Source organism: Ignavibacteriales bacterium, assembly GCA_015709675.1.
In the GTDB taxonomy this organism is placed as follows: Bacteria; Bacteroidota; Ignavibacteria; order Ignavibacteriales; family Ignavibacteriaceae; genus H2-BAC3.
Window position 1 is genome coordinate 478330 of the sequence record CP054182.1, and the last position, 20790, is coordinate 499119.

16 protein-coding genes are annotated in these 20790 nt (G+C 42.7%); 9 read left to right on the forward strand and 7 right to left on the reverse strand.

Features of this window, described 5'->3' with window-relative positions:
• Positions 1-481: 481 nt before the first annotated feature.
• The 9 genes from HRU80_01645 to HRU80_01685 all read left to right on the forward strand — a co-directional run bounded on the left by HRU80_01645 (position 482) and on the right by HRU80_01685 (position 12544).
• On the forward strand, positions 482-1303 hold the full coding sequence (locus HRU80_01645) for an abortive infection family protein (GenBank protein QOJ27636.1): 822 nt from the start codon (positions 482-484) through the stop codon (positions 1301-1303).
• Positions 1304-1363: 60 nt separating this feature from the next.
• Positions 1364-2941: an SAM-dependent DNA methyltransferase gene (locus HRU80_01650; GenBank protein QOJ27637.1), complete on the forward strand. Its 1578-nt coding sequence runs from the start codon at positions 1364-1366 to the stop codon at positions 2939-2941.
• Positions 2938-3861 (forward strand): ORF6N domain-containing protein, encoded by a 924-nt coding sequence (locus HRU80_01655; protein QOJ27638.1) that lies wholly within the window; start codon positions 2938-2940, stop codon positions 3859-3861. Before HRU80_01650 ends, HRU80_01655 begins: the two co-directional genes overlap by 4 nt.
• Positions 3858-5126, forward strand: a complete 1269-nt coding sequence (locus tag HRU80_01660) for a restriction endonuclease subunit S (GenBank protein ID QOJ27639.1) — start codon at positions 3858-3860, stop codon at positions 5124-5126. The genes HRU80_01655 and HRU80_01660 overlap by 4 nt, the downstream gene beginning before the upstream one ends.
• Positions 5127-5140: 14 nt before the next feature.
• The gene (locus HRU80_01665; protein ID QOJ27640.1) at positions 5141-5596 is read left to right on the forward strand and encodes a hypothetical protein; all 456 of its coding nucleotides are present in this window, start codon (positions 5141-5143) and stop codon (positions 5594-5596) included.
• Complete coding sequence (locus HRU80_01670) at positions 5596-8520, forward strand: HsdR family type I site-specific deoxyribonuclease (protein ID QOJ27641.1); 2925 nt, start codon at positions 5596-5598, stop codon at positions 8518-8520. The genes HRU80_01665 and HRU80_01670 overlap by 1 nt, the downstream gene beginning before the upstream one ends.
• Before the next feature lie 2 nt (positions 8521-8522).
• Entirely contained in the window at positions 8523-8888 is a 366-nt protein-coding gene (locus tag HRU80_01675) for a M48 family metallopeptidase (GenBank protein ID QOJ27642.1), read from the forward strand.
• Positions 8889-9051: 163 nt separating this feature from the next.
• The gene (locus HRU80_01680; GenBank protein ID QOJ27643.1) at positions 9052-10122 is read left to right on the forward strand and encodes a hypothetical protein; all 1071 of its coding nucleotides are present in this window, start codon (positions 9052-9054) and stop codon (positions 10120-10122) included.
• 370 nt (positions 10123-10492) lie between these two features.
• On the forward strand, positions 10493-12544 hold the full coding sequence (locus HRU80_01685) for a Type 1 glutamine amidotransferase-like domain-containing protein (GenBank protein QOJ27644.1): 2052 nt from the start codon (positions 10493-10495) through the stop codon (positions 12542-12544).
• Positions 12545-12599: 55 nt separating this feature from the next.
• On the opposite strand, the gene HRU80_01690 is transcribed toward HRU80_01685, so the two are convergent.
• From HRU80_01690 to HRU80_01720, 7 genes are all read right to left on the reverse strand, one after another.
• Entirely contained in the window at positions 12600-14606 is a 2007-nt protein-coding gene (locus HRU80_01690) for a TonB-dependent receptor (protein ID QOJ27645.1), read from the reverse strand.
• A gap of 48 nt (positions 14607-14654) precedes the next feature.
• Complete coding sequence (locus tag HRU80_01695) at positions 14655-15455, reverse strand: FixH family protein (GenBank protein ID QOJ27646.1); 801 nt, start codon at positions 15453-15455, stop codon at positions 14655-14657.
• A 717-nt stretch (positions 15456-16172) separates the two neighbouring features.
• Positions 16173-18047 (reverse strand): membrane protein insertase YidC, encoded by a 1875-nt coding sequence (gene yidC / locus HRU80_01700; protein ID QOJ27647.1) that lies wholly within the window; start codon positions 18045-18047, stop codon positions 16173-16175.
• Between the two features lie 42 nt (positions 18048-18089).
• Positions 18090-18302, reverse strand: coding sequence for a membrane protein insertion efficiency factor YidD (gene yidD, locus HRU80_01705; protein ID QOJ27648.1), 213 nt, complete (start codon positions 18300-18302; stop codon positions 18090-18092).
• On the reverse strand, positions 18299-18703 hold the full coding sequence (rnpA, locus tag HRU80_01710; GenBank protein ID QOJ27649.1) for a ribonuclease P protein component: 405 nt from the start codon (positions 18701-18703) through the stop codon (positions 18299-18301). The genes yidD and rnpA overlap by 4 nt, the downstream gene beginning before the upstream one ends.
• A gap of 2 nt (positions 18704-18705) precedes the next feature.
• Positions 18706-18855 (reverse strand): 50S ribosomal protein L34, encoded by a 150-nt coding sequence (rpmH, locus tag HRU80_01715; protein ID QOJ27650.1) that lies wholly within the window; start codon positions 18853-18855, stop codon positions 18706-18708.
• 360 nt (positions 18856-19215) lie between these two features.
• A complete protein-coding gene (locus HRU80_01720) occupies positions 19216-20541 on the reverse strand; it encodes a UDP-glucose/GDP-mannose dehydrogenase family protein (protein ID QOJ27651.1) in 1326 nt (441 codons plus the stop codon).
• Between the last annotated feature and the right edge of the window lie 249 nt (positions 20542-20790).

Below are 20790 nucleotides of genomic sequence, written 5' to 3' on the forward strand. Positions count from 1 at the left end.
TTTTGCCGCACCCGCAGAGACAGGGCTCGGTGAGTCTCGGATATAACCTGGGCAGCCGGTGACCAATCAAGAGAATATCAGTTCAATCATAATTCATGCAAACCCGCGCAGAGGGTGACCATTTAATTGGGAAATCCTTAACCTGAAACTCGGCAGCGGGTGCGCTGGAAGACTCTCCTACTATGCAGAGCATTATGGCAGTCGCGAACATATCCCATTTGATTCCCCCCCCCGACTATATTTATTAAACGAACCATCATCACAGCCGTAATAGCTGCTATCTTTTGCCGAAAAATCGGAATTTTTACTTATTTTTCATTACGGGTTTGAAGCCGGTTCTCAGAGTTCCTGCTTGGTTTGGCTGGGTGTTCCCCTGGTTAACCCTCAAAAAATAGTGGAACTTATCGCTGTTTGGACTCCCAATTGAACAGGTCTTCTTTACCAGATTTTCAGAAAAATCAACTTTTAAAAACAGTTTAGAATGTCCGATCTTACATTTATAGAAAAAAAGCATCTTGAAGATTTGCTCGTAATGCATTCAGGATATGTACTGGATTTCTCTGACCGGACATTTCGCGAATTCATTATTGATACTATTGGTTTGGATGTTTATGACGATAAATATTTGGGTGTCTCAGGGTCAAAGGCAAATCGGTTAAGACAATTAATTAAAATTGAACCGAATAATATTGTGGGAAAGTTACTCTCGGAATTATTAGACTACTGGTTGATACTAGCACAAAAGAATGTCTATGATTATGCTTCTAATGAGGCAACCTATAAGGAGTGTAAAAAAATTGCAGCTCGGCTAAAACAGGATAGTATAGTCGAGAATATTGACGCCATCCAACCCATAAATGATGACGGGGATTTTGACCTTCTTGCCAAATCCATCCGTGAAAGTATTGAAAACAATCAGCCCGAAGCAGCGCTTGACCGCCTGCACACGTACAATGTTAAATTTTTTCGCGGACTATGCGAAAAACACTCTATTTCTTACGAAAAGTCTGATTCCCTTAACGCTTTATATGGTAAATACATAAAGTTTATTAATAGCACTGGATTTATTGAATCTGAAATGGCTGAAAAAATCCTTAAATATTCTATTAATATAATGGACGCGTTCAATGACATCAGAAACTATAGGAGTTTTGCCCATGATAATCGGCTGCTTAATTATGAAGAAAGTCTTTTAATATGCAACAACGTTACAAGCACAATCAGATTTGTAAATTTTATTGAATCCTCTATTGAAAAGCAAAAACCAAAAGAAGAATTTAACATCAATGATTTACCTTTTTAACAAAGCTCTTAATATTAAATTTACATAAAGGAAAGAATTTTTTAACTCTTTACAAACTCTATGGCAAAACAAAACGGAAACGGTGAAAAAATAAAATCCATGGAAGCATGGATCTGGGATGCGGCATGCAGTATTCACGGCGTGGTTGATGCACCTAAATACAAAGATTATATCCTCCCCCTCATATTTGTAAAGCGGCTCTGCGATGTTTTTGATGATGAAGTTGACCGGATTGCTGAGAAAGTAAAGACAAGAACCAAAGCATTACAACTGGTTGAGAAAGATAAGTCTCTTGTCCGTTTTTATCTGCCATTACGGCCAGATGACCCGGAAAAGGAAACGACCTGGGATGTAATAAGAAAACTCAGCGATAAAATTGGCCAGCAGCTTACTGATATTATGCGGGCTGTTTCAAAAGAGAACAACAGCTTAAAAGGGATTATTGACCGGATTGATTTTAATGCTACCACCCATGGTCACCGGGATATTGATGATGATCGCCTGAGCAAACTGATTGAAAAAATCGCCGAAAAACGCCTCGGACTTAAAGATGTAGAGCCGGATATTATTGGAAGAAGTTATGAGTATCTTATCCGTAAGTTTGCCGAAGGAAGCGGTCAGAGCGCGGGTGAGTTTTACACTCCCGCTGAGGTTGGTATTATCATGGCGAAAGTTATGGATGCCGAGCCGGGTATGGAAATTTACGACCCCTGCTGCGGTAGCGGAGGGTTGCTCATAAAGTGTGAGCTGGTTATGGAAGAGAAAATGCGCTTAAAGAGTAAAAGCAAATATGCCCCGCTCAAACTCTTTGGACAGGAGGCAACCCCGACAACCTGGGCGATGAGCAAAATGAATATGGTTATCCATGATATGGAGGGGGAAATTGAAATTGGCGATACATTAAAAACTCCGAAATTCAGATCAAAGAACAATAAAAAGCTCCGCACCTTTGACCGCGTAGTGGCAAATCCGATGTGGAATCAGGGGCGCGACAGTCTCAACTACATTAATGATGATTTTTTTATTAATGATGAAATGGAGCGGTTCCCCGCCGGTAGCTGCGGAGGCAAAATTGACTGGGGCTGGATGCAGCATATATACAGCAGCTTAAAAGATGGCGGAAAAGCTGCAGTCATTTTAGATACCGGAGCCGCAAGCCGGGGAAGCGGCAATCAGGGAAACAACAAAGAAAAAGCATGCCGGAAATGGTTTGTTGATAACGACCTGATAGAAGGTGTTATTTACCTGCCAGAAAACCTCTTTTACAACACTACAGCCCCCGGAATTGTTATCTTTCTGAATAAAGTCAAAACTCATAAGGATAAAATTTTCCTGCTCCATGCAGGCAAAGAGTTTGAAAAAGGAGACCCGAAAAACTTTATTACCGAAAAAGGTATTGAACGCATTGCCGGTACATATAAAGCTTTTAAGGACACAGGAAAATTTTCCCGGTTAGTGGGCAGGGAGGAAATCATAAAGAATGATTACAACATAAGCCCCAGCCGTTACATTCAGGTTACCGAGGCGGAGACCTACCGCCCAATAAGCGAACTGGTGGATGAACTGAAAGAATTAGAAGCAGAATCAGTAAAAATTGATAAAGAGTTAAAAAATATTTTTAAGAAGCTGGGGATATGAACGAAAAATCAATTCAAAAATATCAGCAGCATATTATAAACCTGATTTTTACAATTCGGGGCCAGCAGGTGATGATAGATGAACATCTGGCAGAATTGTATGGCATTGAAACTAAATACCTGAACCGTGCTGTAAAGCGAAACCCCGACAGATTTCCGGAATCATTTATGTTTCAGCTTACAAAAGAAGAGTCCGAAGATTTAAGGTTCCAAAATGGCACCATAGACCCGGATGACTCTTTAAGGTTCCAAAATGGCACCTTACATACCGGAAGGGGAAAACACAGAAAATACCTCCCCTATGCCTTCACCGAACAAGGTGTGGCCATGCTTTCTGCAGTGCTTAATTCTGAAACGGCTGTGAAGGCAAGCGTGATGATTATGGATGCTTTTGTGCAGATGCGGCACGTTTTAATGGAAAATGCCGGTTTATTGAAACGAATTCAGATTGTTGAGTTTAAGCAGTTTGAAACAGACAGCAAGGTGAAACTGCTGTTTGATGCCATGGAAAAAAAGAATCTTAAACCACAGCAGGGTATTTTCTTCAACGGACAGGTGTTTGACGCCTGGTTATTTATCAGTGATTTGGTAAAAAAAGCAAGTAACAGTCTAATACTCATTGACAATTATGTGGACGAAACTGTGTTGTCTCTTTTTGTCAAAAAGAAAAAAGGCGTAAGCGTAAGCATATTTACAACAAACATAAGCCGGGCTTTAGAGGAAGATGCCAAAAAGTTCAATGCCCAACATGGTGGGCTTAGTTTGCATAATTTTAACGCATCACATGATAGGTTTTTGCTGATTGATAAAACAGAAGTATATCATATTGGCGCTTCGCTGAAAGATCTGGGCAAAAAATGGTTTGCCTTTTCAAAAATGGATAAGCATTCATTAGCAATTTTTGAGAGGTTGGGGATATGAATAATACGTGGAGAGATTTTGTACTACTACAAAATCTAAAATATTTTGAATTCGCAAATGGATTGTGGACTGGTAAAAAACCTCCATTCCAGGTTGTTACAGTAGTTCGCAACACCAATTTTACTAATAGCGGCAAAATAGACTATTCAAATGTTGCAATCTTAGCGGTAGAGGAAAAACAGTTCAGTCAGCGCCAACTAATCTTTGGTGATATAATCATTGAACGGTCAGGAGGAGGACCAAAACAACCTGTTGGCCGTGTGGTATATTTCGATAAAAAGGATGGCAATTTTAGTTTCTCTAATTTTACATCCAGAATCAGGGTGGTAAACGATAGCTTTGACACAAAATTCGTTTTCTATTTCTTAATGCATTTTTATGAAGGTGGAAATACTACTGAGATGCAATCTCAGACAACAGGAATCCGAAACCTCGATTTTGCTAAATATAAAAGCAGTGTCCATGTCCCCCTACTACCTCTCCAAGAGCAGCGTAAAATTGCTTATCTGTTAAGTACGGTGCAAAAAGCCATTGAGCAGCAGGAAAAACTCATACGCCACACAACCGATCTGAAAAAAGCCCTTATGCAAAAACTGTTTACAGAGGGCACCCTCGGAGAAAAGCAAAAGAAAACCGAGATTGGCATGGTTCCGGAGAGTTGGGAGGTTGTTGAGATAAAAAGTTTGTTTGAAATACTGCAGGGCAAACAGGTCTCTAAAACAAATCGAATAGGGAAAAATCAAAAACCGTTCTTAAGAACTGCAAATGTATTTTGGGGTAATATTGACTTTTCAGAACTGGATAAAATGAACTTCACAAAAGAAGAAGAAAAAAAATTCAGACTAATAAAAGATGATTTACTTGTCTGCGAGGGGGGTGATATTGGAAGAACTGCAATCTGGGAATATGATCATGAAGAAATTTATTATCAAAATCATTTGCACCGAATGAGAAGAAAGACTGAAAGCATAATCCCAAAATACTTCATGTATTGGATGAGCTTAATTGTACAGGAGACTAGTTACGTAAAGGATGCTGGTAATAGAACAACAATTCCAAATTTATCAAAATCAAGACTTGGCGGTCTCTATTTTCCACTGCCTGGTCTTAGTTATCAAGAAAAGGTTGTTACCACACTTGAAGGGTTAGATAAAAAAATCAATTTCCATGAAAAGAAAAGGAACAGCCTTACAAGTGTCTTTAAAGTTTTACTACATGAATTAATGACAGGCAAAAGAAGAGTTGACAAAATTAAATTTAACTAACCCAGGAGTAATAAATGATTAAAGAACGCGCAAAGAATACTGGACCTAAATCTGAAGTTGGGCAGGCAAGAAAAGAATTATATGCAAATGCTCATTTTAGAATAAAAGAATCCATCGAAAAAGGTTTTTACCTTGAGGCAATCGCTCTTTGTGAGAGTATAATATGTGACCGGTTGGAAGCAAGGATTGCATGGATATCGCCCCAGAAAAAAACAATTTTTAATAACATAGGTAATAACTTGGATTTTCTTGAGCCACGTGAACCGGATACACTACTGAATGATACGTATTTAGAGATTCGTAAATGGGCTAAAGATAGAAATAAAACTCTGCACGAAATGGTGAAACTGGAGTTAATTAATTACGAAGATTGGAATAAAAAGTATGACGAAGCAAAAAAGACTGCTATTCAAGGTTTGCGGATTGCAAAGAAAATCAGCAATCATGTAAAACGAGTCAATAAAATATAATGAGCAAGCCTTCTGAACATAAAAGTGTTCAGGCCCGTATTATTCGGTACGCTGAAGAAATCGGTTGGTCATTTGTTCCGCAGAATGAAGCAGAACAGCGGCGGGAGTTTGATTCTTCTGCCTACTCCCACAGGGAAAAAGCAGCCGGAGCCAGCCGCTTTTTTACTGAAACTTTGATTACTCAGGTAAAGAAGTTTAACCCCCGGTTTAAGGAAAGCAAAAAGGAATTACTCCGCAAACTGGAACTGCCCCTCCCTACTATTCATGGCAACAGAGAGTTTCTCTCCTACCTGAAAGGGGAAAAAACATTTTTCTGCAAAGAAGAAAACCGCGAACTGAATCTTATTCTTATAGATTATGAGAATCCCGCAAATAACATCTTTGAAGTAACTGAAGAATATTATTTTTTTAATGGTCATTATGCAATCCGTGAGGATGTTGTCTTTTTAATAAATGGCATCCCCGTTCTTGTTATTGAATGTAAAAACGCAACCAAGGATGAAGCCATTGCTATTGGCATTGACCAGCTACGCAGATACCACAGGGAAACCCCTGAGGTAATGGTGCCCCAGCAAATCTTTACCGCCACTGAAAGCATCGGGTTTTCATACGGCGTAACATGGAACACCATCCGCAGGAATATCTTTAACTGGAAAGATGAAGAAATTGGGAATCTTGAAGCAAAAGTAAAATCTTTTTGCGGCAGTCAGCACATACTTGATCTGATTCAGCGATTTATCCTTTTCACAGAACAAAACGAAGAGCTCAATAAAATTATCCTCCGGCAGCATCAGAAGAACGCAGTTGATCAGGTGGTTGCACGGGCACTGGATCCTGTTAAGACCAGAGGACTTATCTGGCACACCCAGGGGAGCGGTAAGACCTATACCATGATTAAAGCTGCCGAACTGCTCTTTAAGGCACCCCGTGCTGAAAAGCCCACCATTCTTCTGCTCATTGACCGGAACGAGCTCGAAGATCAGATGCTCAGAAATATGTTTTCACTCGGTATCACAAATGTTGAACCGGCGGATAGTATAAGAGATTTGCAGAAATTGTTAAAAAAAGAATTCAGGGGAATTATTGTGAGCATGGTCCATAAATTCAGAGATATGCCCGCTAATATAAGTGTAAGAAAAAACATCTATGTGCTTATTGATGAGGCACACCGGACCACAGGCGGTGATCTTGGCAACTATCTGATGGCTGCACTGCCAAATGCTACCTTTATCGGATTCTCCGGAACACCTGTTGATAAAACCGTCTATGGCAAAGGAACTTTTAAAACTTTCGGTACTGATGATGATCAGGGCTATTTGCATAAATACTCGATTGCTGACAGCATCCAGGATGGAACCACTCTCCCCCTCTTTTACGGGATGGCACCCAATGATCTGCTTGTTCCTAAAGAAATCCTTGAAGCAGAGTTCCTGCAGTTAGCCGAAGCATATGGCGTTAACGATATTGAAGAATTAAACAAAATACTTGAACGGGCAGTAAACACAAAAAATTTTCTGAAAAGCGCTTCGCGGGTTGAAAAGGTTGCTAAGTTCGTTGCGGAACACTATAAACAAAATGTTGAACCTCTTGGCTATAAAGCATTCTTAGTTGCTGTTGACCGCCCCGGCTGCGCGCTGTACAAAAAAGCATTAGATAAATATCTCCCGGCAGAATATTCAGAAGTAGTTTACACAGGCAACAACAACGATACTGAGGATCTGAAGGCCTTTCACATTGATCCCCGCCGGGAAAAAGAAATCAGGCGTAAATTTACCCGGATTAACGAACAGCCGAAAATCCTGATTGTCACAGAAAAACTTCTTACCGGTTTTGATGCCCCGGTTCTCTATGCCATGTATCTTGATAAACCGATGCGTGATCACACTCTGCTGCAGGCAATTGCGCGGGTGAATCGTCCTTATGAGAATGAAGAGCTCGAAATGGTAAAACCGCATGGCTTTATTCTGGATTTTGTTGGCATATTCGAAAATCTTGAAAAAGCGCTTGCCTTTGACAGTGATGAAATCCAGGCCGTTATTAAAGATATCGAGTTACTGAAACAGCTTTTTAAGTCGAAATTTGATAAAGATATCCCCGGTTATCTGAAGCTGATCAAACATAACTTCAACGATAAGGATACTGATAATCTCATTGAGCATTTCCGTGACAAATCAAAGCGACAAGAGTTTTTTAAGCTCTTCAAAGAAGTTGAGATGTTGTATGAAATCATTTCCCCGGACAAATTTCTTTCTCCTTATATTGATAATTATCATACGCTCACATCAATTTATAACATTGTCCGGAATGCTTACACGAGACGTATTCAGGTTGACAGAGAGTTTCAGCGCAAGACAAATGAATTAGTTCAGAGCAGAATAGACGGCACACAGCCGCAATATAGCGAAGAATATTTTGAGATAAATGAAGAAGCCATAGAGTATATTAAGCAAAAGAATAAGAACGACAACAATAAAGTTATCAATCTTATAAAGAGCATTGAGAGAATAGCTGACGAAAATTCAGATTATCCCTTTTTAATAGGTATAAAAGAGAGGGCAGAAGCTGTTCAGGAACTATACGAAGACAGACAGGTAAGCACACAGGAGGCGCTGGAGGAACTCCGGAAACTCTATGAAGGTGATATTCAGCGCAAGAAGGAACAGGAAGAAAAGGGCTTCGATGGTTTGACATTCTTCATCTACCGAATGCTTGTTGAAAAAGAAATAAACAATCCCGAAGCGATTACCGGACAAATAAAGGAACAGTTTATTAACCATCCGAACTGGAAAACCAGTGAGAAGGAATTGAGAGAACTGAGACGTTCAGTCTATTTCGCATTGCTTGCCGAGGAGGATGATTTTGATAAAGCCACCAATCTTGTTGAAGAATTTTTTAATCTTCTGTTTAAAATGTTTAATATGTAACCATGGCAAAATGGAAAGATAAAGCTGATTTCAAAGAATCGGTTTACAACTACGCAGTAAAGATGGAAATTAAAGTAAAATCTCTGGCTCTCCGACCCATGGCAAACAAATGGGCCTCTTGTTCAACGGACGGAAACCTGAACTTTAACAAAGAACTGCTTGACATTGATAAAAAACTGGGTGAATATGTAATTGTACATGAACTGCTTCACTTTAAGGTACCCAATCATGGAAAACTTTGGAAAAGTCTTATGAGGGCATATCTTGGTGAGTATGAAAAAATGGAAATAAAACTGAAGCAAATCGTTTCCAGACAACAGAGTTTAAACCAAAAACAGAAAACAAAAGCGCCCCATCAGAATAAATAAAAATCAAATTATGGGAAAAAGACATGATAAGGACTCTAAAATACTCTGACCTTGCTGAGAAAATACTGCATGCTAATAAACGGGTAATTTATTCATCAATAAATATTCAGACTGAGGTTGCAATCCCCCTTCTTGAGGCAAAAAAAAGGGTCTGCCGGTTGTTGTGATAATCAATCCTTCTGAAGATAGCTTCAGGAATGGTTATGGTGACATAAAATCCCTAAACGAACTTTTGGCTGCACGTATTGAAGTGCTCGAAATGAAGGGGTATAAAATCAGCTTCCTAATCACTGATGATTCCGGCTGGTTCCTCTTTCCCGAAAGCCATATTTTTCAGTCAGATACCACAGGCCCCAATGCTTTTGAAATGACGAGGGAGAGTATTAATTATATCGTTCAGCAATACTTAAATCCCGAGATTATTATTGAAACACCTCATCCAAAAAAGATCAATACCGAGGAAGTTAAAATTGTAGAGCGTAAGTTACAGGCAAATCCACCTGTCGCCCCCGATATGCGCAGAATTCTGAACATTTATAATGCAAAAATTCAGTTCGTAGAATTCAAATTTGAGGGAGCAAAGCTCTCTGAAAAAACCATAAAAATTCCGCAACAGGCATTACCCATTCATGACAAAAACCTGCAAAAGAGAATAGATTCAACCATTAAGCTGTTCCGTGAGGGTTTTGACAACGAAGTAATAAAGAGAATTTCGGATTTAAGTAACTTTGTTGATTATCTGCGTGCCGGTAAAGGGGATGGCTATCAATCAGGGTATCTGATACCAATCAAGTGCCGCGAAAAAAGCATAATTTTTAAGGATAAAAGAGAAGAGTTTGATAAACATGTAAGAGATATCAGAGAAGAAATAGATAAACTACGAAAAGATAATTCAACCTTATTGCAGGTTGAAGTCCTGAATACCAGGAAGAATTTCAGACAAGAACTCACAAACTATTACAATGAGAACAAAGAAAAATATTTACCAAATGGCGGAAGTGGCATCGAATTATTAATAGAAAAGAAAGTCGATGATATAATCGCTCAGATCCGGTTCCCCGATGACAAAAAGCTTCTATCTAAACTTTCCCTGACCTGTACCTATTACGATCTTACCTACGAAGATTTTAGTGATGAGGAACTTCTGAATGAATTCCTTGAAAAATCAGTAATTACCCAGGCAGATCATACGCAGATAGTTACCTTTATAAAAGGTGTAGAATTGTTTAAATAACATTTAATTTCGGAAAAAACTTTTGATCATATACTCCTAAACCCTCCCGGATTAACCACCGGCAGAATAGCATGATGCAGGCGGGTTCCCTTAAATGTCGCAAACATTATTCCGCGGGTTGTTGATAATACAAAAGAATTTCAATCATACAGCTTGTTTCTAGAAATCCCTCCTTCTTTGTGTTTTTGCACGAATTTGTTCTTTTAGAGTTTTCCGGAAAATGAAATTAAGACTTTATTATTCTGGTCCGTTCTCATCCGCTGCCCTGGCATCCGTAAAATCCGCGTACAAATTGGGTGGCGGGTCTGGATTCTTTTTTCCCCGCTTTTGTGTAAATTAAACAACTGATTCCACTAATTGCTTATACAGAATGTTCTCATGTTCAGCCGGATTTTTCCGGATTCTTTTCTTTTTTCTGCTCTTTTCCTCTGTTCAAAACAGAGCACAGGGCTATATTTGCGCAATCGGCGGAGGTTCGGAGAATTATAATTCCTGGAGTGATGCCCCTTACCGCTGGATAGTGGAAAAATCTGACAGCGGTAAAATTCTGGTGCTCTCCGTTAATGATGAGAGTAACTGGATTCCCGATTATTTCGTGTCTCTCGGCGCTTCACAGGCGCAAAACCTTAAAATCAATTCCCGCACGCTTGCCGACCAGCAGTCCGTCTATGATCAGCTTATTTCCGCAAAAGCAGTATTCATCAAAGGAGGCGATCAGTGGAATTACATAAACTACTGGAAGGGCACCAAAACCGAAGCCGGCATCCGATATATATTTGATAACGGCGGAGTGGTTGCCGGTACCAGCGCGGGACTCGCCATTCTCGGCGATGTTGATTTTACCGGCCGGTACGGCTCTGCTGTTTCACGCAGCAGTCTCATGAATCCTTTTATCTCCGCTATCAATCTGGAAGATAACTTCCTGAACCTGGTTCCTGATGTTTTGTTCGATTCCCATTTTATTGAACGGGGCAGATTCGGCCGGCTAATTGCCATGCTTTTTAATTACTATCATGCTTCCGGAAGAAACATACTGGGAGTCGGGGTTGATGACAGAACCGCTGTCTGCATTGATCAGAACGGCATCGGAACCGTGATGGGAAGCGGGGCAGCCGCGATATTCAGGAAAGATGACCGCACTGAGTATATTCGCTCTGGAAACAGTTATACGATCAATAATCTGCTTTGCGATCAGCTTACTCACGGCTGGCAGTATGATTTTGTTAACAGAAGAGTAAACTCGGTGCCTCCGACGGCAAAGCAGGTTGATACCTCCCGTGTGGCTGAATTCCCCCTCAGCGGTATTTGGCTCAGCGGAAGCAATAACATTCAGAGTCATACCGGCACAGCACTGGCTGATTTCCTTTCAGAAATACAGCCTTCAAAAATCGGTGTTATCTATAATCAGGGATATCAGTCATCCATAGCCCCGTTAACCACTGCTCTTGAGGCGGGAGGTTATGCTTACTACATATTTCCGCTCAACAGCGCGTCGGTCAGTCTTCAGGCCTATGCGGATTCAATCAATGGCAGTTCTGCTTTTATCATTCTGGGAGATTCCCTCACGGTTATCAGCCGCATTGCTGACACTTCAGTGACTGCCGGTCGGGCGTTTATGAATAAAACCCGCGCAGGTAATACACCCGTATATATGATCGGCAACAGCGGTAAAACCGCGGGAAGTTTTTTTATTGACCGAACCGAGGTAAACGCTTATATGTCCTACCGCGGTTTAATGACCAGCAATACCGGGCTCGGTCTTTTCCCTGACCTGATATTCCAGCCCCTTATCTTTGATAACGCTGATTATTATGAAAACCGCACTTCGGCTCTGCTATGGGGTATGATGCTACACAGGATACGGACAGGCATCTATCTTGATAACAGTGATTATATACGGATCAATCCAAACGGAAGCACCATTACCTCAAACGGACCAATGCCGGTTATGATTGTTGACGCTCGGAATACCACTTTGGTTGATTCTTCTGTATTCGTTGCCGGAGCGGGTTATAAAACCAGGCAGGTTGTGGCTATGAATAATCTCCGTTATTTTGTCTCCACTCTGAATAAAACCTATTCGCTTGCCTCAAACAACATACTTCTCCATTCGCAGGAGAAACCCGATAACCCTTCAGCACAATGGAGTTTCGCCATTGAAAATAATTACCCGAATCCCTTTAATGCAATGACACGCATACGATTTACTGCCATGCGGGAGTCTTTCATTGAAATTTCTGTGTTTAATGCTGTCGGGGCGAAAGTTAAAAACCTCTCGCGGGATATTTTCCCCGCCGGCCAGTATACGCTTCATTGGGATGGTACTGATGCAGAGGGAATGGTCATGCCCACAGGAGTGTATTTCTGCAGAATATCTTCACCCGGTCAGTCACAAACCATAAAGCTTCTGATGCTTAAATAACCGGAGACCTGATTCCCCTTTTTCTTAAAATGATGATTGGCCTTGGAAAGACCTGCTATTCATAACTCAGCCGGACTCCCAGCCGCGCATTCCTGCCCCTTGCGGGAAAGTTGTTTACGCTGAAACGGGTGACGTAATAAGCATCTGTCAGATTTTCGGCTGTTATATATATCATCAGCAGGTCAGACATGGTGTATGCGGCTTCCGCGCTTAAGATAAGATGTCCCGGCAGTTCTTTTTCATGGGAAAGTACCGAAGAAACTCTTTTCTGTCTGAGTGTTCCCGCTGACTGCAGTTTTACATACCATTTTTCTTCTGAGTAGCGGAGCGCCATTTCCGCGGTAACAGGTGCCATAAAAGGAAGATTGTCCTTAAAATATTCCGAATACCCCTCCTGCCATGTTACGGAAACAGCCCCGTCCAATGTATGATAATCAAATTCAGCAGAAGCAGTTATGCCGTTTGTGTAAGCGCTTCCTGCATTGATGTATTGCTTGAACGGAATGATTCCGACATTAAACTCTTTGTCCGGCAGAAGTTCACCCGCTATATAATCAAAAAATCTCAGATGAAATGCTTTTATTGATAGATCAAGATGTTCAAATGAACGGACGGTTTCTAATCCTATTCTTAAACTCTGTTCTTTCCTGAGGCGTGAGTTGCCGGCATAAAAAGCATTATCCAGCGGACTGAAAAGGAAGTAACCATAGCTCTCGGTAAAAAGAGGCGCGCGGGTGTTATAGGAAAGCTGCATCCCGGCAGTCAAGTCTGAGGAATAGATGTATTTCAGATCTGCCGAGGCCGAGGGAAGAAAATACTCCGCTTCCGGAGTAAAACCGGGTTCATAAATAGTGTTCAGGTCTGCCGCATCTTTGCGGGCCAGTTTCCTGAAAGTCTTTTCCGCGCTTCCGGAAAGAGTAATATATATATCCTCAAAGAACTCCCTGTTATAGGAAGCTGAAAGCAGGGCGCTCTGCTCGCGGGCATCCCCCAGATTCAGCAGATACATCTCCGGAATCCATGGTCCGGTGCTTATCATCTTCATATCCGCAAATGAAAACTGGCTGGCGAGCCCCAGATTAACCGAAAGCACCGACTGCGCATCCGTTATCACGGTTCCGTAAAGAAGTCCGGCTGTCTCAAACCGCCCGGTCATTGGCATATACATTCCGGGCATAACTATTCTGCTGTTGATTTCTGACAGAGGCCGGCTGAAGTCATCCATCACATGATTGACCGAATTGAAGTAGAGCCGGAATGAGTTCTTTCCCGGAAACGGAGACCAGCTTTCCCCGCTCAGGTCAATACTTACAAGCGATGCCTTTGCGGAACGGGCATCCATAATCAGGGCAGGGTAGCCAACATCACGGGCATCATCAGCCAGGTAACTGAGAGTAAGAATATCATCTTCCGAAATCCTGTACGCGGCATCCGCCTTGTAGTTCAGTTTGGTAAAAGATGAGTTACGTATATATATATTCTTCCCCGCGGAGTAGTCGGATGCCTGCCGCCAGGTAAAAGATGAGCGGAGCGCAAAATCTCCTTCAGAGAAATTCAGCACGGTACCGGTTTTGCTCCCATCTCCGTTTGATTCATAATAATTATCGCTGATAACTGAAAACGGTGTTGCGAAATCCGGCTTCAGCGTCACAAAGTTAATAGCGCCTGCTGTTCCTGATGCCGTCCCTGCCTGAGAGCCTGAAGTAACTGCTGCGATTTTTCCGAGATTTTCCGGCTCAATATACGATGAGACCGGATCCATTTTATCCACACATGCGCCGTGCATCTTCATGCCGTCAACCGTGACCGTTACGGGACCATCCCCGAAACCGTTAATCAAAGGTTCAAGCCCCAGAGGCCCCCTGGAAATCAGGTTAATCCCTGTCAGCTTTTCAAGTGCTGATTCAGGGCTGTGGTACGGTATTTTATCCTTCCGAGTATCACTTTTGCCGTAGATGATCACCTCATCCGTTTTATACTCAGGGACGTACGCCGTATCAGGATTGACAGACTGAGCCTGTATATATACCACGGCCAGGAAAAATATGGTCAGAATCTTCATATCCGGTCAGTTAGGAGCGGCCCATGGAAAGAGCCGCTCCAATATAAATCAGAAATTAATGTTAAAAGAAGATGTAAAGAGGGAGTCACTGCCGGAATTCACCTGACAGGTTATCCGCCACTCCCCGGTCATGGTGAAGTTGACTTTTCCTTTATATTCACCATTCTGTGCATGAACCGGATTCACGTTATTCGGAGAACCGTGCCCCATGGATGGCATATCCGGTGTCATAATAATCTGGGCATTGGTAACTGCAGGCCACTCCATCATCGTCTCACGTTTATGCAGGTAAAAAGATATATCATTTATTCCCACCTTCGGTGTTTTGATTGGCACATAGGTAAGCACATACGATGTTCCGTCACTTCCGGTTACCACCTTAACATTTGATGTATTAAGAACGGTAACAGGCATAGAACCTATTTCCGTGCGGTTAAGAGCGCGGTTAGTAAGCGTAAACCGCAGAGACCACTCTCCCATATCTCCTGACGGCATCTGGAAAACCCCGCCAAAGGGGGAGAGTCCGCACGTACAGATTTCCGGCTGAATTATTGGTGAGCTGTGCGTGTGCGTCATCATATGCATTACCGGGGTTACCTGAAGTTCCACATCACTTAGTATTGAGCCGCGGGCAGAATCAGCGATTTTTAGATATAATTTGTTATAGCCGGCCCGCAGAGAGTCATCTGCATATAATGTCAGCTTTGCACCCGCCAGAAACATTTCACCTGCCTTGAATGCCGGCAGCTGTTCTTCAATTACCGGCGGTACCGGGTTGGAGTCATCCTTGCATCCGGCTGCTGTCAGAATCAACAGCAGTATCAGCGTTGATGTAATAATTTTTTTCATGACTGTTCTTCCTTTCTGATTAAAGAAGCATAACAAAGGAATAATGTTTTTCAAAAACGGTGATATATATGATACCATTCCCTCCTGCAGGGTTCAGGTACTTTGTAAACCACAGTGAATGGTATCCTGGTGTTCCGGTATTCATACGGTGAGTGATCAGATTACAGGGGTAAGCAGACAGCAATAGCGATAAATTGCTTTGAATTATGATACATGTGAAATGCTTTTTCTGATGAACATGCGGGGGGATACAGAATTTATACATGACCGGTAGTGTACATATTCCACCTTCATCTGCTCGCTGAGCCGAAACTGGACGTGTGCTGAAATCTGAGGAAACAATCAGCACGCTGTAAACCGGGAAACCTGACCGTGGCAAATTTTTTCCTTTTTGCTTATACTAACTTACCCCTTTCCGCAGACGGAATCAATAAAAACAGCTTTAACAACCATAAAATGACTCTTTTGTCACAGTTTCCGCCTTTAAAAAGCCGTTTTACTACCTTTTCGAAGGTGTAATTCTTAATCTCATCGGGCTGAATAAGGAGCACCGCCAAATGGATGTTTAGCCGTAAACTGCCGGTTAAAAGAATTGGAATCAGGATAAATAAAAAAGGGACACCTGTTAAGATGTCCCTTAGAAAAAATGATGAATTTTATTTTACCGAAGTATTACCCAATTCATACTTCACAATTTATCATTCATAATTATTTAAGCTATTTCCTTTTTTTTGCTGCTGCCTGCTGCTGCTTGGCCTTTTGCTCTGCTGCGGTCATCAGTTTCTGGAAGAAACCTCCTTTTGCTTTCGGCGGTACAGGCACCAGTTCAACCGGCTTGCCGTATTTGGTAACATACCACTGCTGGCCGATTGAGAAAAGGTTAAAGAGGAAATAATAGAGGTTAAGTCCTGACGGAAAACTCATAAAAAGAATGGTGAGCATCACCGGCATGATATATAACAATGGCGCCTGTGAAGGGTCCTTTGCAGCGCCGGACATCTTCTGCTGCAGATAGGTGGTAATACCCATCAGTATTGCAAGACCGCTGATTTCCTGCACACCAAAAAGCGGTATCTTAAAACCAAGATCAAAAATCACATCCGGACGGGAAAGGTCAGTAATCCACCATACAAACGGCTGCTGACGAAGTTCAACCGCGGTCTGGAAGGTACCCCAGAGCGCAATAAAGATCGGCATCTGAAGCAGCAGCGGCAGACATCCTCCGAGAGGATTGATGCCGTAGGTACTGTAAAGTTTCATGGTTTCAGACTGCTGTTTCTGTGGATCGTCCTTGAACTTCTCCTTCATCTCATCAATTTTCGGCTTCAGCGCCTGCATTTTTTTCATTGAGTCCATGGTCTGCTTGGTGAGCGGATTCAGGAGCACCTTGATAATCAGGGAGAAGATGATAATAACCAGACCGTAATTCTTTATCAGATCATACAGAAAGTTAAAGAGAGGAAGCAGTATATATTCCGCGATGGGGCGGACAATCATCTTCAGGCCGAAAAAGCTTCCGAAATCAACAATGGTGGTCAGTCCGCGGTTATAGCTGTCCAGGATTTCATACTTCACCGGTCCGATATATACCATAAAGCTGCTGGTTTCTGCCTTGCCCCCCTTAAAAGGCATTTTCAGATGTGCTGAATAAAACTCCCTCACGCCCCCCTGCTCGTATCCGCCCGCCTTGCCTGATATATACGCGCCGTCAACCCCTTTTGGATTATCCGGCACCATAACGGCGGCGAAATATTTATTGCGGACGGTGATCCAGTCCACTCGTCCGTTAAAATCCTGCTCAACGGTTTCACCCGGGCTGGCAGCGTCCACGATTACCTGTTCGTCACCGTAATAAACGCTGGCGTTGGCCGCGGTTGCTTCATCCACGGAATTTTCCTCTACAAACCGGATACCGCCGCCCCATACGATATCATAAGCCCGATTTGAAATAACATCGTCTAGGTTGTTAAGCTCAAGCGTAAAGCGGCTGTCATAACGGTTGCCGTAAATAACAAAATTCTTTATAATGCTTCCTTTCCCGTCGGCGGTAGGAAGAGTATAACTCAGGACAAGAGAATCATTCCCCTTCAGCGTATAATTGCCCGGGGCAAGCGATGAAGCAAATCGTATATCGCCGGTGGAAATTTTTCTGCCGTCGGTGGTTATAAAGCTCAGGTCAAAACTGCTGCCGCGGTTGGTGTTAAGAAGCTGAATGTTTTTCTGATAATAGGGGGCATTCTCCGGAAGATCGTCTATATACCAGTTGTTAAACTCTTTCAGGAAGTACTTATAAAACTTTCCTCCCTTTTCGCTCATTTCGATATATAAAAGATCCGTCTCAATGCGGATAAGACCAGGGGTGCCGGAGTTGTTGGCGAAGTGCTTTCCGAAAGGCATTGAATCATTTTCAGCGGGAACCTGAGCCGTAACCGGTTTTTCCTTTTCTGCTGCTTTGGTGCCGTTGAGCGAATCAACCGTCTGTTCTTTTGACTGATCCTGAGGAGGCGGCTGCGGGGGAGGGGTCTGTATATAGAGCCACACCATCAGGATAAGTCCTATAAGCAGGAACGCTAAGGTGGTTTGTCTGTCCATAAGGGGTATTTCCGGAATTAAATCTTTTTTGGTAAAACTTGGTTATTTAACGGGATCATAGTAGTCACCCTTATAAAATGGATGACACCGAAGTATCCGCCTGACAGCAAGATAACTGCCCTTAAGAAATCCGTATTTAGTGAGTGCATCAACTGCATACTGCGAACAGGTAGGATAAAAGCGGCATGACGGGGGCAGCAGAGGTGATATCAGTTTACGGTATATCTGTATGATAAAGATTGCTATGGACTTCATGCAGCAGCCATTTGACTGAGTTTTTCCAGCACTGAGCGCACGGCGGGTTCTATCATCGCCAGCGTTACCTCTCTGTGCGTGCGGCTGTTATATGCATAAAGTGAAAATACCACGAGCAGCGGCCGCTCATTCTGCGATAATGCTTCCGTATATATATGCTTGTTGAGCCGGTATGCTTCCCTGATCAGCCGTTTTACCCTGTTTCGCCAGACAGCATTGCCTGATTTTTTAGAAACCGCGGCGGCAATCCGGACGTGCTCCCCTTCTCCGGCTTCTCCTGATATATAATACGCTTTTAATACCCTGTCCTGGGAAAACAGCGTTTTCCCTTCTTTAAATATTTTTTCAAATGTGGTTTTTCCCCTGAGCCTTTCATCTTTTGAAAGGGTAAACCTTGCCACATTTAGCGTCTTTCGTCGCTCACGGTTAACTTTTTTCTGCCTTTAGCTCTTCTTCTGGCAAGCACTTTTCTGCCGTTGGCGGTAGCCATTCTCTCACGGAAGCCGTGCTTATTCCTTCTTTTTCTTTTGCTCGGCTGATACGTTCTTTTCATCTTACTTCCTATTATTTAAAACAGACCCCAAAAATAACATTATACCGCCAAATTTCCAACGGGAAAACCAATTCCGGGGGGCTGACATGCTGATGGCAGCCCCCTTATGATAAAAGAGCAAAAATTGCCATTATTTGATAAAATAAGGTTTTTTTTTGCTGTTTTTTGCCATTTTTAGGCAAAAAATGCTAAAAAAGGCGTGGTTTTACCCCTTTTCCAGAAATCTGGGCTGGGCTGCTGTTCCCGCCATGGACATCAAAAACAAAAGGGACAATTAGGCCACTTTTGCAGGGAGAGCTTTACTTGCGTCCTTGAACGCTAGTAAAACCCCGGCAGCAGCCAATTGTTCATTGTAATTTGTTAATTAACCTTTGGTCTTCCGATGCTGTAATAGGTAAACCCGAGCTCCCTCATCTTGGAGGGCTCGTAAACATTCCTTCCGTCAAAGATCAGCTTGTTTTTCAGCCCGTCGTAAAGCTTTTTATAATCAGGGTTGCGGAACTCATTCCACTCCGTCAGTATCAGCAGGGCATCAGCATCCTTAAGCGCGTCATACTCATTCTCTGTATATATAACTGAGTCACCAAGGAAAAATTTCGCCTGCTCCATAGCAGCGGGATCGTATGCTTTAATCACCGCGCCCTCAGAGAGCAGTTTCTGAATAATCGGAATTGACGGAGCCTCGCGCATGTCATCGGTATTTGGTTTGAATGCCAGTCCCCATACAGCCAGCGTCTTACCCTGCAGAATACCGCCGAAGTGATCAAGCACTTTCTTTGGAAGAACCAGTTTCTGGGCATGGTTTACTTCATCCACCATGGTCAGTACTCTCAGCGGTACTTCATTATCACCCGCCGTTTTAATCAGAGCGTTTACATCCTTTGGAAAACATGATCCGCCGTAACCGATTCCGGGGAAAAGAAAACGCTTGCCGATGCGGTTATCGGTACCTATTCCCTTACGGACGTTATCCACATTAGCCCCGACTTTTTCGCAGAAATTCGCCATTTCATTCATGAAGGTAATACGCATTGCCAGGTAAGAGTTCGCCGCGTATTTTGTTACTTCAGAACTGCGGGTATCCATTTCAAGGATCGGGTTACCCTGACGTACGAATGGTTCATAAAGCTCCCGCATTACTTTCATTGCTTTCGGAGTGTTTGCGCCAATTACGATGCGGTCCGGTTTCATGAAGTCTTCAACAGCGTATCCCTCCCGCAGGAATTCCGGATTGGAAACCACTTCAAAATTTACAGCTCCCTGTTCCTTAATAGCGTTCGTTACCAGATCTGAAGTTCCGACCGGAACGGTGCTTTTATTTACAATTACCTTAAACTCCTTATCCCCGAGCTCTTTCAGGAAACGGCCAGTATCACCCGCGGCCTGAAGGACGTACTGCAGGTCGGCAGAACCATCCTCCCCCATCGGAGTGGGAAGACAGAAGAAAACAATATCGGAATTCTGCAGGGCATACTTCAGGTCATCGGTAAAGGCAAGGCGCTTTTTTTCAATATTCCGTTCAAAGAGAAGCTCAAGTCCGGGTTCATATATCGTGACCTGACCCGCGCGGAGCTTTTTCAGTTTTTCAGGATTATTATCAACGCAGATAACATCATTGCCCATTTCAGCAAAACAGGTTCCCGAAACAAGACCTACGTAACCGGTACCAATAACCGACAGTTTCATATAACAGAACTCCAGAATTTATATAATTTACTCATCAAATATACGAAAGGGGGAATTGTCCGGAGAAGAGAATCGGCGCTATTGCTGATTGAGTAAGAGCGAATGATACCGGGCGGCCGGGGCAGTTAGAAGTTAAAAGAGAAAAGTTAAAAGTTTATGGTGATGTATAACCCGGAACTCATTTCCGATCTGTGCTCATCCGCGGTGCTTTAGCATCCGTTTAAATCCGCGGGCGATTGGCGGGTACAA

Excerpts from the sequence above, each read along its gene's own strand:
- HRU80_01690 (QOJ27645.1), bottom strand. The coding sequence starts at position 14,606 with ATGAAGATTCTGACCATATTTTTCCTGGCCGTGGTATATATACAGGCT.
- HRU80_01645 (QOJ27636.1), top strand. The coding sequence starts at position 482 with ATGTCCGATCTTACATTTATAGAAAAAAAGCATCTTGAAGATTTGCTC.
- yidD (QOJ27648.1), bottom strand. The coding sequence starts at position 18,302 with ATGAAGTCCATAGCAATCTTTATCATACAGATATACCGTAAACTGATA.
- HRU80_01660 (QOJ27639.1), top strand. The coding sequence starts at position 3,858 with ATGAATAATACGTGGAGAGATTTTGTACTACTACAAAATCTAAAATAT.
- HRU80_01720 (QOJ27651.1), bottom strand. The coding sequence starts at position 20,541 with ATGAAACTGTCGGTTATTGGTACCGGTTACGTAGGTCTTGTTTCGGGA.
- HRU80_01675 (QOJ27642.1), top strand. The coding sequence starts at position 8,523 with ATGGCAAAATGGAAAGATAAAGCTGATTTCAAAGAATCGGTTTACAAC.
- HRU80_01685 (QOJ27644.1), top strand. The coding sequence starts at position 10,493 with ATGTTCTCATGTTCAGCCGGATTTTTCCGGATTCTTTTCTTTTTTCTG.
- HRU80_01670 (QOJ27641.1), top strand. The coding sequence starts at position 5,596 with ATGAGCAAGCCTTCTGAACATAAAAGTGTTCAGGCCCGTATTATTCGG.
- rpmH (QOJ27650.1), bottom strand. The coding sequence starts at position 18,855 with ATGAAAAGAACGTATCAGCCGAGCAAAAGAAAAAGAAGGAATAAGCAC.
- HRU80_01665 (QOJ27640.1), top strand. The coding sequence starts at position 5,141 with ATGATTAAAGAACGCGCAAAGAATACTGGACCTAAATCTGAAGTTGGG.
- HRU80_01655 (QOJ27638.1), top strand. The coding sequence starts at position 2,938 with ATGAACGAAAAATCAATTCAAAAATATCAGCAGCATATTATAAACCTG.
- HRU80_01695 (QOJ27646.1), bottom strand. The coding sequence starts at position 15,455 with ATGAAAAAAATTATTACATCAACGCTGATACTGCTGTTGATTCTGACA.
- yidC (QOJ27647.1), bottom strand. The coding sequence starts at position 18,047 with ATGGACAGACAAACCACCTTAGCGTTCCTGCTTATAGGACTTATCCTG.
- HRU80_01650 (QOJ27637.1), top strand. The coding sequence starts at position 1,364 with ATGGCAAAACAAAACGGAAACGGTGAAAAAATAAAATCCATGGAAGCA.